At 58.4% G+C, this 15,002-nt stretch carries 10 protein-coding genes; 8 read left to right on the top strand and 2 right to left on the bottom strand.

The window, feature by feature from the left end; genetic code table 11:
- Positions 1-347: 347 nt before the first annotated feature.
- The 7 genes from dapD to BCM02_RS35600 all read left to right on the top strand — a co-directional run bounded on the left by dapD (position 348) and on the right by BCM02_RS35600 (position 13,167).
- Positions 348-1,034 carry a 2,3,4,5-tetrahydropyridine-2,6-dicarboxylate N-acetyltransferase gene (gene dapD, locus BCM02_RS33750; protein ID WP_148933522.1) on the top strand — a complete coding sequence of 229 codons (687 nt, stop codon included), beginning with the start codon at positions 348-350 and terminating at the stop codon, positions 1,032-1,034.
- 19 nt (positions 1,035-1,053) lie between these two features.
- A complete protein-coding gene (locus tag BCM02_RS33745; RefSeq protein ID WP_148933521.1) occupies positions 1,054-2,181 on the top strand; it encodes an N-acetyldiaminopimelate deacetylase in 1,128 nt (375 codons plus the stop codon).
- Positions 2,182-2,257: 76 nt separating this feature from the next.
- Positions 2,258-3,415 carry an aminotransferase class I/II-fold pyridoxal phosphate-dependent enzyme gene (locus BCM02_RS33740; RefSeq protein WP_148933520.1) on the top strand — a complete coding sequence of 386 codons (1,158 nt, stop codon included), beginning with the start codon at positions 2,258-2,260 and terminating at the stop codon, positions 3,413-3,415.
- A gap of 609 nt (positions 3,416-4,024) precedes the next feature.
- A complete protein-coding gene (locus BCM02_RS33735; protein WP_148933519.1) occupies positions 4,025-6,415 on the top strand; it encodes a polyprenyl synthetase family protein in 2,391 nt (796 codons plus the stop codon).
- Between the two features lie 173 nt (positions 6,416-6,588).
- A complete protein-coding gene (locus tag BCM02_RS33730; RefSeq protein ID WP_187434559.1) occupies positions 6,589-7,476 on the top strand; it encodes a helix-turn-helix domain-containing protein in 888 nt (295 codons plus the stop codon).
- Between the two features lie 165 nt (positions 7,477-7,641).
- The gene (locus BCM02_RS33725) at positions 7,642-12,933 is read left to right on the top strand and encodes a M4 family metallopeptidase (protein ID WP_148933517.1); all 5,292 of its coding nucleotides are present in this window, start codon (positions 7,642-7,644) and stop codon (positions 12,931-12,933) included.
- Between the two features lie 84 nt (positions 12,934-13,017).
- Positions 13,018-13,167 (top strand): hypothetical protein, encoded by a 150-nt coding sequence (locus tag BCM02_RS35600; protein ID WP_187434558.1) that lies wholly within the window; start codon positions 13,018-13,020, stop codon positions 13,165-13,167.
- Positions 13,168-13,288: 121 nt separating this feature from the next.
- On the opposite strand, the gene udk is transcribed toward BCM02_RS35600, so the two are convergent.
- Positions 13,289-13,909 carry a uridine kinase gene (gene udk / locus BCM02_RS33720; RefSeq protein WP_148933516.1) on the bottom strand — a complete coding sequence of 207 codons (621 nt, stop codon included), beginning with the start codon at positions 13,907-13,909 and terminating at the stop codon, positions 13,289-13,291.
- Between the two features lie 150 nt (positions 13,910-14,059).
- Positions 14,060-14,464 (bottom strand): hypothetical protein, encoded by a 405-nt coding sequence (locus BCM02_RS33715; protein ID WP_148933515.1) that lies wholly within the window; start codon positions 14,462-14,464, stop codon positions 14,060-14,062.
- A gap of 200 nt (positions 14,465-14,664) precedes the next feature.
- Here BCM02_RS33715 and BCM02_RS33710 point away from each other — a divergent pair, with 200 nt between their 5' ends.
- Positions 14,665-14,982, top strand: coding sequence for a thioredoxin family protein (locus BCM02_RS33710; protein WP_148933514.1), 318 nt, complete (start codon positions 14,665-14,667; stop codon positions 14,980-14,982).
- Positions 14,983-15,002: the final 20 nt, after the last annotated feature.

The following is a 15,002-nucleotide window of genomic DNA, read 5'->3' as shown; positions in this document are numbered from 1 at the left end:
ATCTCGCCATTGGTGCCATCCTCTCAAACCAACCTTTCTCTCATTGTAATCTAAATTCGGTTTGAGAGTTTACACAGAATATTTTACAGACTCTTTTTTATCGACTTAATACTCCAGTTAGAGATTAGCTATCATAATCCAATCCCATCCGGGAAATACTATAAGCGCCCTTCACGCCCAAAATTCGTCAATTCAGCCAGAATGGCGCGGAGAGCCGACACATTCGCGGAACGCCATAGGCGATATGTGCAAACAATTATCGGGAAAATGAATGGAATTCCGATTTTCGGGATTGGTAGAATGACAGAGAATGGACGACGAATACCTTATGCGAAGGAGCATGAACGATGAGCCAAGATTTAATCGATATCATCAAGAATAGCCCGAAGAAAACAACGGTCAAAGCCTACATTAAAGGCGCGGTCGCGGTCAACGATCCGGACGTGAAAGTGTTCAAGTTCGAAGAGAACGCAATCGTCATCGGCCAATGGAGCGCGGTGCAAGAAATCGTGAACCAAAGCACGGTCGAATATTACGAGCTCGAGTACGACAGAACGAACTCGACGGTGCCGCTCTTGAACTTCCTCGGCCAGAAAGTCCGCATCGAGCCGGGTTCCGTCATCCGCGACCGCGTCACGCTCGAAGACAACGCGATCATCATGATGGGCGCTACGATCAACATCGGCGCGCACATCGGCGAAGGCACGATGATCGACATGAACGCGGTCGTCGGCGGACGCGCGCAAATCGGCAAGCAGTGCCACATCGGCGCGGGCGCGGTTGTCGCTGGCGTCATTGAGCCGCCTTCGGCGACGCCGGTTATTATTGAAGATAACGTCCTGGTGGGCGCGAACGCGGTCATCCTCGAAGGCATCCGCGTAGGCAAAGGTTCCGTTGTCGCTGCAGGCGCAGTTGTAACGGAAGATGTACCTCCGGGCGTAGTCGTGGGCGGCATGCCGGCTCGCATCATCAAGGAAGTCGAAGAGAAAACGAAGAGCAAAACGGAAATCGTTAAAGATCTCCGCAATCTGTAAGTATTAGGGGGAACCGAGGTTGGCTAACCATCAAACCTTTATCGATATTCGACGAGACCTGCATCTTATTCCGGAAGCGGGCTATCAGGAGTTCAAGACGCAGGCGTACCTGCTCGATTACATCCGGTCGCTCGGCGCCGCGGACTTGTCGGTCAAGCTGTGGAAGACCGGCATTATCGTCCGGATCCCGGGCCTCAATCCGGGCAAAACGATCGGGTATCGCGCGGATATCGATGGTTTGCCAATCCCGGAGGAGACGGGGCTTGCGTTCAAGTCGACGCACGAAGGCATGATGCACGCATGCGGCCATGATTTCCACATGGCGATCGGCCTCGGCGTGCTGACGCATTTCGTGCGCAACCGGATGAACGACAACCTCGTCTTCATCTTCCAACCGGCAGAGGAAGGCCCCGGCGGGGCGCTTCCGCTCCTGGAGAGCGGCGAGCTGGCCGAGTATAAGCTCGACTATATTTTCGCTTTACATATCGCGCCGGATTACAAAGTCGGACAGATCGCGATCAAAGAAGGTAAGTTGTTCGCCAATACGAGCGAGCTGTTCATCGACATTATGGGCAAGAGCGGCCATGCCGCGTTCCCGCATTTATCGCACGATACGTTGGTGGCGATGAGCCACTTTATGCTGCAGCTGCAGTCGATTATTTCCCGCAACGTCAATCCGATCAAGCCGGCCGTACTGACGATCGGCAAAATCGACGGCGGATTCAAACAAAACGTCATCGCGGACCGCGTACGCCTGGAAGGCACGATCCGCACGCTGGACGCCGAGACGATGACCCTTATCAAAGGGCGTATCGAGTCGCTGCTTCAAGGGCTTGAAGTGAGCTTCAACTGCACAAGTGCCATCGACTACGGCGCCAACTATATGCAAGTGTACAACCACCCCGAAGTGACAAGAGCTTTCATGGACTGGGCGAAGGATCTGCCGGGCATTCAGTTGATTGAATGCGAGGCATCCATGACCGGCGAAGACTTCGGCTATTTGCTTGAGCGAATCCCGGGCTTCATGTTCTGGCTCGGCGTCGATTCGGAGCACGGCCTGCACCATGCGAAGCTGAACCCGGACGAAGGGGCGATTCCGGTCGCCATCGACACGTTGGTTCAATACTTGAGCTGGTTGGGACGCTAACCCGACAAGGGGTTTCCATACGCATACAAGCATCATGCTTCATATACATAGCAAGCGATAAAGGAATGGTTCTGGGATGGCACTTCACATTAATGAGCGCGTGACGCGCATCGAGATGTCCGGCATTCGGAAGTTTGCCAACTTGGCATCTCAATACAGCAACGTCATCTCGCTGACATTGGGACAGCCCGATATCCCGCCGGCCAAGCATATCGGCGAAGCCGTCGCGGAGGCGGTGGCGAACAATCGGACGTCGTATACGGAGAATCAGGGCATCTTGGCGCTGCGTCAAGGGGCGAGCGCGTTCGTCTCGGACAAGTACGATCTGATCTACAGCCCGCAGGACGAAGTGATCGTGACCGCCGGGGCGAGCCAGGCGCTGTTCGTCGCCCTGACGACGCTGCTGGAGGCCGGGGACGAGGTCATCGTGCCCTCGCCGACCTATCCGGCGTATCTGGAGATCATTCAACTGTGCGGGGCGGTTCCGGTTCTCGTCGATACGACCGCGACGGATTTCAAGGTCACGCCCGAGCAGCTTCGCGGCCATATTACGCCGAAGACGAAGGGCTTCATCCTCTCCTATCCGTCGAACCCGACGGGGACGATCCTCTCGAAAGACGAGGTGGATGCGCTCGCGGATGTGCTGAAGGACCAGGAGCTGTACGTCATCTCCGACGAGATCTACAGCGAGTTGATCTACGATGGCATTCGCCACGAGTCGATCGCGAACCGGCCGGGGATGCGGGAGAAGACGGTCGTCATTAACGGCTTGTCCAAATCCCATTCGATGACCGGCTACCGGATCGGGTTTGTTTTCGGAGCGCGGGAGCTTATGCGCGAAATGCTGAAGGTGCATCAATATAACGTCAGCTGCGCAAGCTCCATCAGCCAGTATGCGGCGTTATCCGCCGTCACGACCGGTCGAGACGACGCGCGCCATATGCGCGAAGAGTACCAGCTTCGGCGGAACTTCGTCCATCGGCGCCTGAACGAAATGGGACTGGCCGCGAAGCTGCCGGGCGGGGCGTTCTACATCTTCCCGTACATCGGCAACTATGCGGACAATGCGATGGACTTCTGCGCCAAGCTGCTCCATGAGCAGCAGGTAGCCGCCGTACCGGGCTCCGCGTTCTCCACTTACGGGGAAGGGTACATCCGGATCTCGTATTCGACCACGATGGAGAAGCTGCAGACCGCGATGGATAAAATCGAGACGTTTATCCGTACGTTGTAGGCGTCGAGCGATTCTGCATGAGATAGCCGCTTGAATAAGGTTTCAAACCGTTCTCCCCAGATGCCGGGTCATCTGATGGGGAACGGTTTTTTGCTTCGGGCGCGGGTGCAGGCTGAATGGTAAGAGGTAGCCTAACATTTAGTCAGTTCGGCAAAGCTTGCATGCAGGATTAAAGGAACATCATGTCGAATATGGCATGCTTGGCAATTGGGCGTATACAGGCACGTTTCTAGCGGGCTTAATTCCAAGCGATTAGCCGACTGGCTATCCTGTATGGACAAGAAGCGTCTATCGCGCCGCGGATACGAATAGGATGTTAAGGCAGGGTATCCAAGCACCGCTATTTTAATTTTCGCGCGGGTTTGCGTGCGGTTCATTCCGGGCGCGAGCGTTGACCCGCGCGCTTCTTTTTGAAGCGGTCCATTCCCTTCTCCCGCCATGCCGATAAAACCGTAACCGGGTATTTGATTTCCCGTATCTATAACTAACAATCGGATTCAATAAGGCTGCCCTAGGGGAGCGCTCCCGCCTTGGCAGCTAGTGGCGCAACCTCATCCTCCGTAAGACATAAGTCGCGAAAACATCAAAAGAAGCTGAGGGACTAATCTCATGAATGCGATAACCGAGGAATTCATCGTGGACGCCGACGTCTGCTACCGGCAGGCTGAGCAGCAGGCTGCCCGTTATTTTGCAGTGCTGGAGCAGAAGGCCAGAGGCAAGGCGTACGCGTCGGCCTTGACGGCAGACATCCAGCTGTGGAAAAAGAACCATCTCCGCCGCTCGTGGCTATCGAGGCTCACCGGAGGCAAGGCGGGGGCCGGCGCCGGCGGTTATCATCGACACTTGCAGTGGCTCAAGCATACCGGCAAGCTCGACGACTATTTGGACCGAAGCGTATCGTACATCTACATGCGGGATCTAGGCAGAGCCATTGATCAGCCGGAGACGAAGACCCGCATCGAGAAGCTGGTCGCGAAATTGCGAGAGCGGTTGTTTCCCGATACCACATCCGGCCAAGGGGAGCAGACGGAACTATTCAGCACCGAAGAGATCTACCGCTGGGGCCGGAAGGAAGGCGTGGAGCCGGCCGTCATCTGGATGTTCGAGAAGCTGAAGAACGTGTCCGTCAACCTTCCGGAAGGGTTGAACGCGGAGCACGCGCAGCGCAAGTTGATGAAAATCATCCTGGGCGTCGTGCTGCATGCGCTGGAGGAGATGCCGGACGATTGCCCGCCCGCGGAACGCGCGCGCAAACTGGAGGCGGCGATTCGCCTCGGCTATTCGTACGGTCTCACCTATCCGTTTATCGATGATCTTCTCGACGCGAACGTGCTGAGCGCGCAAGAGAAGCAGACTTTCTCCCGCATGATTACGTCCGCGCTCGTCACCGGGGCGGTGCCGGAGCTCGGCGTATGGGAAGGGAACAACAAGGCGATGGTGGCGTACGTGCACGCGGAGCTACGCGAAGCGTTCGAGTGCATGGAGCGGTACCAGCGACCGGCCACGCGTCTTCATTTTCTCCAGCAGGCCTACGTATTCTTTCATTCGCAGGAGATCGACCGAGACAAGGCGCTGTCCCATGCCGCGTACACGAACGAAGAGCTGTACATTCCGGTTATCTTGAAGTCGGCTTCATCCCGATTGGTTGCCCGTTCGGTCATCGACGCGCCGGCGGACGAGGGCTTCGAGAGCCGCACCTTCTACTACGGCATCTACAACCAGCTCGCGGACGATTTCGCGGATATGTTCGACGACCTGAAGGACGGGGCGGTCACGCCGTACACGTATTATTTGACGTATCGCGACCGGCGTCCCGATCTGATCAATCCGTTCGAGCTGTATTGGACGGTGATCGCCCATCTCCTTCATGAGGTGTACCGCTCGGATGCGAAGGCGCGCGAGGTGATCCTGAACCGGGCGATCAACGGATTGAAACGGTGCAAAGCTCGGGTTGGGGTCGCCAAGTACAACGAGATCATGGGTATTTTCGCTTCGGGCGATCCGGCGTTCAACCGGCTCGTGCAGCGGATGGTCGATCGGGCGGACGACGTCGATTTCTTCGATAAGCTGCTGCGGGACCAGGTCGTCGCTAATTTGAAGAACGAGCGCGACACGCGCGAGCAATTCGCGGAGACGGTACGTACGGCGCGGACGCAGATTAACGACAGCCTTCGTCTTGCCGGCCGTGACGGCATGCCGCCATCGGGCGAGATGCTCATCGACGCGGCCAATTATAGTTTGGACGGATCGGGCAAGCGGCTGCGTCCGATTCTGACTTGGGTGATGGGCGTGCAGGAATATGGATTGTCCGCGGATGCGCTAGTGCCGCTGCTGCGCTCGCTGGAGTACATGCACACGGCGTCGCTTATTTTCGATGACCTCCCGTCCCAAGACAATGCGCCGACGCGCCGGGGGCGTTCTACGCTGCATCAGGTGCACGATAGCGCCACGGCGGAGCTGACGGGGCTCTTGCTCATTCAACGGGCGACGCAAGAACAGGCTTCGCTTCAAGGCTTCGACCCGAGCAGCGTGCTGGCCATGATCAAGTATTCGGCGCAAAAGGCCGAGGAGCTCTGCATGGGGCAGGCGATGGACTTGCGTACGAAAGGCGAGGCGCTCACGCTGGAGCAGCTCAACACGCAGTGCTTCTACAAGACCGGCTTGGCGTTCGAGGCGGCGCTCGTCATGCCCGCGATTATCGCCCAAGCAAGCGAGCGGGAGATCGAAATGCTGAAAGTCTTCGCGTACCATGCGGGCATCGCGTTCCAGATCAAGGACGACCTGCTCGACGTCGACGGCGATGCGGCGCTGCTCGGCAAGCCCGTCGGCCAGGACGCGGGGAACAATACGGCCACGTTCGTGAGCATTCTCGGTCGTGAAGGCGCGAAGAAGGCGATGTGGGACCACTACTGTCTCGCGCTGGAGGCGCTGCGCAGGCGGGAGCGTCCGGCGGCCTTCCTGAAGCAGGTGCTGGAGTATATGATCAATCGGGACCGGTAGACGATCGTTCAGCTGACGACATCGATAAACGAACCAGCTAGAGAGCACCTGCGCAGGGTGCTCTTTTTGATTTCGGTCATCGCGGCCGTGAGCATCTTACGTCAAACATGGCCAAAACAATCAAAACGCGCAAAGCTTCGCATGGTAATTTTAGAAGCAAGGGGGGGATGGCGATGGCCAATGAGGAGACGCATCGCGGCACCGTGAATCAGACGCTCAGCTATATCGAACGGCATTTGACGCACATGCTGCGTCCGGATGATTTGGCGCGGGAGGGCCGGTTCTCCAAACGCCATTTCGACCGCTTGTTTCTGGCCGCGATCGGACGAACGGCTGCGAACTATGTCCGGGACCGGCGGCTTGCGAGAGCGGCTGCGGAATTGGCGCATACCCGGAAGGGCATTTTAGATATCGCGCTGGAGTACCATTTTCAATCGCAGGAGGCGTTCACGCGGGCGTTCAAGAAGGCGCACGGCTTGACGCCGGGACAGTACCGCGCATATGCGCATTCACTCGTGACGAAGGGGACGATGGGGATGAATCGGAATGAAGTGCCGCATGGCTGGACGGTAACGGGCAATCGGGTGGACGAATACGAGGTCGCGCTGGACAAACGGGAAGCGCATCTGGGGAGCGCCTCGGCGCGGATCCAGTCGGTGAAGCGGGGCGCGGAAGGGTTCGCCACGCTAATGCAAATGTTCGGCGCGGACCGGTATGCGGGCAAGCGCGTGCGGTTGACCGCCTTCGTGAAGGCGGAGGGCATTCAAGGCTGGGCGGGTCTTTGGATGCGGGTTGATCGAAAGAACGGCGACCTGCTCCAGTTCGACAATATGCAGGACCGCCCCATCCAAGGCACGCTCGACTGGAATCAGTACGCCGTCGTGCTGGATGTCTCGGAAGCGAGCCATGCGATCGCGTTCGGGGCGCTGCTCCGCGGCGAGGGGAGGCTGTGGGTTGACAACTTCCGGATCGACGAAGTCGACGAGCGGACGCCGACGACCGGCCAGAGCGCGGAGGAGGGCGTCCCGGCCGAGCCGGTGAATTTGGATTTCGAAGGGTAACGCTGTCGGGGCGAGGCCACATCCATGGGGATGTGGTTTTTTTGTTCATCCTTCAGCGTGCGGGCATAAATACCTATTTTCGCCCTATATGAAACTATCGATTTATACTATAGTAGAAGAGTTAGAAGAATCTGGGTGAATGGTCGTTGAATAAGGAGGATAACGGTGAAGGTATTTCGTTTGAGGCAAGTTGGCGCCGTGGGGGCGGCATTGTCCCTGCTGGTATCGGTAGCTTGGACGCCGGCGACGGCGTTCGCGGTAGGCGGGGGAGAGACGCTGCAAGGCGCATCGCCGATAGCCGCGGTTCAACCGCCGGCAGGCATCGCGACGGGAGAAGAGGCGCCACCGCGGTTGCTGCAGGGCAAGCTGTCGGGCGCGATCCGCTCGGAGGCCGAGCTATTCGCTTACATGGAGTCGAATCCGAACGTGTTCGGCTTCGATGCGCCTCGGGATGAGCTCGAGGTCGTGAAGGTGGACGGGGACGCGCAAGGCAAGCAGCACTATTTGCTGCAGCAGTACTACGAAGGAGTCCCGGTATATGGAATGTATATGCGGGCGCATACGGGCACGGACCGGAGACTCTACGCGATTACGAACGATACGCAGCCCGCGCTGAACGGGCTTGCGCTCGACACGAACCCGGTACTGGACGGGCAGCAGGCGGGAGCGGCGCTCCAAGCCAGCGTGGAGGCGGCGATCGGCTCGGCGATCACCCTCGGCGGACGGATCGGCCCGCGCGAGATCGGGCAGCCGAAGGCGGAGCTGATCGTCTATCCGTGGCGCGATTCTTACGTGCTGGCCTATCGGGTTCAGCTGGAATATGCGCAGCCGACGATCGGGCGCTGGACCGGCTTCGTCGACGCGACGACGGGCGAAGTGCTGAAGAAGTTCAGCTATATGGCGAAGGCCTTTGGGTACGGTAATGGGTATTATGGAGAACAGCGTTCGTTTCCCGTAACCCTACAAGAAGATAACCGCTATTATTTGCTCGATAAATCCAAGTCCATGTATCGTGAGGAGAGCGGCGATGGGGTCATCGCGACCTATGATTGGGAAAACCCGTTCTTCCCGGTTTCCAGCAACTCCTCCTCGTTTAACGACCCGGAAGCGGTCGACGCCCACTATTACGCGGGAGAGGTCTACGATTTCTATAAGGAGCGGTTCGGCCGCGAAAGTCTCGATGGCCGCGGTTCTTCGATCATCTCCGTCGTCAACGCGGGGCCGATCGACAACGCTTATTGGGATGGCAGCCAGATCGTGTACGGCGACGGCAATTCGCTGTTCGAATGCCTGACTTGCGGCAAGGATGTCATTGCGCACGAATTGACCCATGCGGTGACCGAGTTTACGGCGAATTTGGAATACGTCGGACAATCGGGTGCGCTTAATGAATCGATCTCGGACATGATGGCCGCCGTCTTCGATGCGGACGATTGGATGATCGGAGAGGATTTGAACATTAAAGAAGGGCATGGCGTGCTTCGCGACATGAAGACGCCCGCCAGAGGCTTGGATCCGCAGCCGGCGACGATGGCAGACTATGTGTCTCTGCCGGAAGATGAAGCGCACGATAACGGAGGGGTTCATATCAACAGCGGCATCCCTAACCGCGCCGCGTATCTAATCGCTACGGAGATCGACCGGATTCCGGGACTGGAGGGGCAAGGCCGGAACCTGCTCGGGCAGATCGTCTATGGCGCGCTGACGGCCTATTTGACGCCGACGTCGGGCTTTGAGGAAGCCAGGGATGCGTTTGTCCTGGCGGCGGGGGATCTTGAGCTGAGCGAGTCGGCAAGGAACGCGGTGGCGCTGGCGGTTCAGAACGGCTGGACGAGCGTGGGACTCGGCTATACGAGCGCCGAGAACGATATCGTGTCGTTCAGCGCGGCGGGCATGACCGGCTTCCCGGCGATTAATAAGCTGGCGCATACCGTGACGTTCGAAGCGAAATTCGGTACGGACCTGACGTCGCTGATGCCGGCGATGCGCGTATCGCCGGGCGCGACGGTGACGCCTGGAACCGACCAAGCGCAGGATTTCACGAAGCTCGTAACGTATACCGTGACATCGTCCAACGGACAATCGCAAGTTTGGACCGTGCAGGGCACGGTGGCTGCTCCGCAATCGGAAGCGGACATCGTCGATTTCCAGACGGTGGTTCAGACGGGCGCGTCGATTATCGATCCGATCGCACGCACGGTGAAGGTCTATGTGGAAGCAGACGATAAGATCGATTCGCTCGCCCCGCAGATTGGCGTGTCGCCAGGCGCGACGGTGACGCCATCCAGCGGAGTCTACCGCAATTTTAACCAGTCGGTCGGCTATACGGTAACGGCACAGGACGGCACGACGCGTCAGTGGAGCGTCACGGTAATCAAGGATTCCGGAAGCCCCAAGTTGGTCGCATCCGCTTCGCTTGGCGATACGTCGGTGGGTCTCTTATTCGATAAGCCGATGAGCTTGTCAAGCCTGGGCAATTTGTCCAACTATGGCGTGGCTTCGCTGCGGGGCGATATTGAGAATCCTCGTATCGTCAAAGTCGAAATAGATTGCACGGATCCTCGTATCGTCTACTTGACGACGACGGCGCTTGCTTCGCAGAATGCATACCAAATCTCGGTGTCCAACGTCAAATCGGTCAACGGTCACGACGTGCGTCCGGACTGGTCGACCAGCTACTTCCTGACCGACGATACCATGGCCCCGATGTTGAGCACGGCCAGGGTAGATGGCGATCGGTTCGCGCTTACCTTCAATGAATACGTCAGAGTGCCGATAGCGGCAGTTACCTACGTTTCCATCTATGTTAACGGTACGAAACGGACGATTACGGAGACGCGACAAACGGGCAGGAAAGTCGCGTTCACGCTGGATAAGGCGACCGAGCCCGGCGACGACGTGCAGTTCTCATATTTGCCGCCCGCGGGATCGGGAGCTTATCTGGCGGACTTAAGCGGTAATCAGGTACCTCCGATACGGCAAACGAAGGCAATCAACCGATCAGGCACGGCTGCCCCGGTCGCAGCAGAGAATTGGCTTCATGTGAATGGACAGCTAAAGCAGACGATTATGCATCCAACCGAGCCGATTCTGTACGCAATCCAAGGAGATCGCTCCGTCCTGCTCGCTAATTTGGAGACGGGACGCACGGCGACGGCAACGCTCGCGCTTCAGCCGGAACGACTGTATTTCGCGAACGGAAAGCTCTATGTCGCGTTGATAACGGCTCCTCATAGTTCATATTGGTGGGAAGAGGAGCAGAACGGCTTTATCGCCGTATTGCATCCGGAGACGCTTAAACAGGAAGATTGGTTCGAGATCGACATCGATCCGTACGACATCGCGGTGGACGCTAATAACGTCCTGTATGTCTCATCGGGATCGGGACAATGGACGAATCTCTCGTCTTATTCGCTGGCCACCCATGCCAAAATTCAATCCGCATCGATCCGTCAGGCTTCCTATCTCCAATTGAGTCCCGCTATGAGCCGTTTGTACGCGGTGAATACCGATTCAATACCGAGAGATATTAGCGCGTACAACATTGATTCAGCCGGTAAAATCTCGGGGGAAGTCGACTCGCCGTACCACGGCGATTATCCGCTGTCGACCCTGCTGCGAGTTACGCCGGACGGCAAATACCTCCTGAACGGCGCAGGCACGGTGTTTATGACAAACGCGGATGTGCAGCGCGATATGCGGTTCAGTCGAACGATCGCGAAGTTCGAGGAAGCGGCTTTCCCGCGCGGAACGTATTTCTATACGATCGATGGACGTACGATGAGACAGTATGAATATGAGACGCTGGATCTGCATCAGACTTTCGTGCTACCGATGAAGGCGGAAAGCATCTTAGCCGGAAATAAGGAGAACGAACTTTTAATCAGGTATGCGGAAGGGAACGGAACGACCGTGGTCAAAATATCGGTACCGCGGGAAGAGACGTTATCGTCGGGCGCTACCGTTCAGGGTCTACGAGCGGCTGCGCAAGCCGTGGCCGGCGCAGCGAGCGCAAGCGTGCAGCTCAACGCTTGCCCGGTGACGCCTCCTCCCACTGGCGGTGGCGGCAGTGTAGGCGGCGGTGGCGGTGGCGGCGGCGTTCCGCCGATCATGATACCTCCGCCTGTCGTGCCGCCGGCTGAAAGCGGCGAAACGACGATAGGCTCGTCAAGCGTCCAGCTGGGCAGCGAAGACCTGACCAGCAAGGAAGCGACGGACGCGCAAGGCAGAACCGAAACAAGCGTAACGCCTGATTCGGGCAAGCTGCTGGACGCGGTCCGTACGGCGCAAGCCGGCTTCGAGCAGGCACAAAAGAATGGCACGGCGTCCGGCAATCCGACGGTCGTGCTGCCCGTCGCCGCGTTCAAGGACGGGGTCAACGTACAGGTGGCGACCTCGACGCTGCAAGCCGCGCAGCTGGCTTCTCCGAACGGCATCCTCGCGGTGCAGACGGAGTCGGCGGTCTACCGGGTACCGGTTAGACTGTTCGGCGAACAGGCGCTGAGGTTAGCGCATGGCAACAACGCGGTAACCAGCGATTCGACAACGACGCTGACGATCGAGACGCTAGACTCGAAGCTTGACCAGCAAGTCCAAAGCCAGTTGACCGGCGAAGGCTTCAGGCCGGTGACGGCGTCGCTAAACTTCGGTATTCGCGTAGAATCGGGTGGCACATCGAAGGAAATCACGGATTTCAACGGCGTATACGTCACGCGTTCCTTCGTGCTGCCGGCGACGGCAGACGCGGCTCGTGTCTCGGCCATGGTCTATGACCCGGACGCGAAGCAATTGTTGTTCATTCCATCGTCCGTCCGCACGGAGAGCGGCAAACAGCTGTTGGATGTCAAATCGCCGCACAACAGCATTTATACGGTGGTGCAGGGCGCCAAAACATTCGAAGACGTGAAGCAGCATTGGGCGAAGGCGGATATCGAACTGCTGGCATCGAAGAAAGTGATGCAGGGGACGGGCTCGGTCGCGTTCGATCCGAATCGGGCGATTACCCGCGCGGAGTTCGCGTCGACGCTAGTCCGTTCACTGGGACTGCAGGCAACCGTGAAGGGAAGCCGCTTCAGCGATGTGGCGGACTCGGCCTGGTATGCAGGCGCGGTAAACGCGGCGGCAGGCGCCGGGCTGGTGACGGGCGGCGCGGACGAACGTTTCCGGCCGGATGGGCAAATCACCCGCCAAGAAATGGCGGCCATGCTCGCGAGAGCCGTCCAATATGCGGGGCAGGAGCAGCTGCTCGGCGATCAAGCTTCCTCCAAGTCGGTCTTGTCCGGATTCGCGGATGCCAAATCGATTGCGGCATGGGCGCAAGAAGACGTGGCGCATTTGGTCGCAGGCGGCATCATGCAAGGCATATCCGCTACCCGGTTCGACCCGACGGCGCCGGTTAGTCGGGCGCAGACGGCCTCGGCGCTGAAGCGCATACTTCAGAAGCTGGCGTTCATCTAAGGTTCACCGGTTCTCAATATGCACCAAGGAGGGACAGCGCGAGCTGTTCCTCTTCGGCTTCGGCGCAAGATCGGCCCCTCGCGCATGCCGGACGCCAACGGATGCAGTTTCTGCGACGAGTTGTTCGCGGACGGGCTGTGCTTGCCGTCCGGCTCGGAGATGACCGAAGCGGAGCAGGAGCCGGTGGCGTCGGTCATCCGCGCCGTTTATGCAGGCGCGGCGCAGGCGGTGTAGCAGAGCATGCGAGCTGCTGCAACTCTGACTCGTGTCAGTGCGAAAGCGGCAATACGAAAAGCCGGGAACCGTACGTCGTAAGGTTCCCGGCTTTTTTTGCGTTCTATCCCTTTTGCGCCCGCTACCGCTGGCCGGTCAAATACCGCTCCGTCAGGATCGACAGGAGCTGGATGCCGACTTCGTTATGCCCGCCTTCGGGGATGATCAGATCGGCGTATTTCTTCGACGGCTCGATGAACGCCTCGTGCATAGGCTTGACCGTCTTCAGGTACTGGTCGTGGATCGACTGGATCGTTCTGCCGCGCTCTTCGATATCCCGGAGCACCCGGCGCAGGATGCGCACGTCGGGGTCGGTATCGACGAACACTTTAATGTCGAGCATCGCCCGCAGGTTCTCGTCGGAGAGGACGTGAAGACCTTCGAGAATGACGATCGGATTCGGCTTCAGCTCCACGGTGCGTTCCTGATGACGGGCGTGCGCGGAGAAGTCGTAGACCGGCGCGTGCGCGGCGTGTCCGTCCTTCAGCTGAGCGAGTTGGGCGGTAAGCAGCTCGTTATCGAAGACGAGCGGATGGTCGTAATTAAGCGCCTCGCGTTCGGCGAACGTGAGATGCGGGTGATCTTTATAGTAGTTATCCTGGGAAATAAACGTCACTTTGCTCGACCCCAGACGGTCGATGACGGAGCGGGCAACCGTCGTTTTGCCGGAGCCGGTCCCGCCGGCGATACCGATGATAAGCATGGCGATTCAATAATCCTCCCTCGTGGATTGCAGATGCAATTCCAGTATTGTAGCATAGTGCGGTGTATTTTTCATCTGGAGGGAAGCGAGGGGGGGACTGGCATCTTTATGCAGTCGCGGGAATGGCGCCTTACGGCTGAACGTGCAGGGTTACAAGTCCATGCCGCCGGTCTGCCGGTACCAATCCGTGAGCGTGCGGCGTACCGCTTCGAGCACGTCGTCCTCATACAGAGGGCCTCGGTAGACGGCGACCGGCCAGCCGCGCCGCCACCCGTTCAGGCGCACGCCCGTAATCGCGACGAAGCCGGGCAATTCCGAGCGGAAATCCAACCGATAACTTTGCTTCAGAACCGTAATTCGGGTGGTGGCCTCCTCGTGCGTCACGCTCGCCAACCGATCTTCGGCGAAGAGGCGATCGAGCAGCGGCGCCACCAGAAGCTGTGCCCGGCTTACCGTCTGCGACGACTGCTCCGATTCCGCGTCGGTCGCGCGCGCGACGTGCTTCAGCAGGTACAAGCCTTGAATATAAGCATTCTCATCCAGTGGTAATCCCATCCTAACGAACACCGCCTTCTCTATATGTGGAGCGGTATTCCGAAGATCGCGCGGCATGCCGGGTCGTCTTCGGCCGCTCATTACGCTATTCTATTAAGAGCGATTCTATTTGTTGCGGGATCATAGAGTAGATTGGGCAGGCAACTCCTCGAGGGAAGGGATGCAGACGCAAAATAAAAAAGCGGGAAAGGGGAAGGCAAGTGGCGATCCAAGCAATCGAAGAGGAAGAATGGCTGCAGCTCTCGCGCATCGGCCATGGATGGGATGCGGTGCTGTTCACGACGCCTTTGTGCGGCACGTGCAAAGTGGCGGAGCGCATGCTCGAAGTGGCCGATGCGGCGGGCGTGACCGCCACGCTGTACCGGATCAATTTGAACTTCGCGCCTATGCTTAGGGAGCAGTGGCGGATCGAGAGCGTGCCCTGCTTGGCGCTCGTGCATCGGGGCAAGCTAGTCCGGAAGGAATATGCGATGCGCTCGGTGGACCATGTGTTCCGCCTGCTGCGGGAGCTGCCATAGGAAGCCTGAGTCCGACGGGC

It is taken from the genome of Paenibacillus methanolicus, assembly GCF_008124765.1.
Taxonomy (GTDB): Bacteria; Bacillota; Bacilli; order Paenibacillales; family Paenibacillaceae; genus Paenibacillus_Z; species Paenibacillus_Z methanolicus.
Note: the sequence above shows the minus strand (reverse complement) of the source record. Positions and strands in the feature narration are given on the sequence as shown.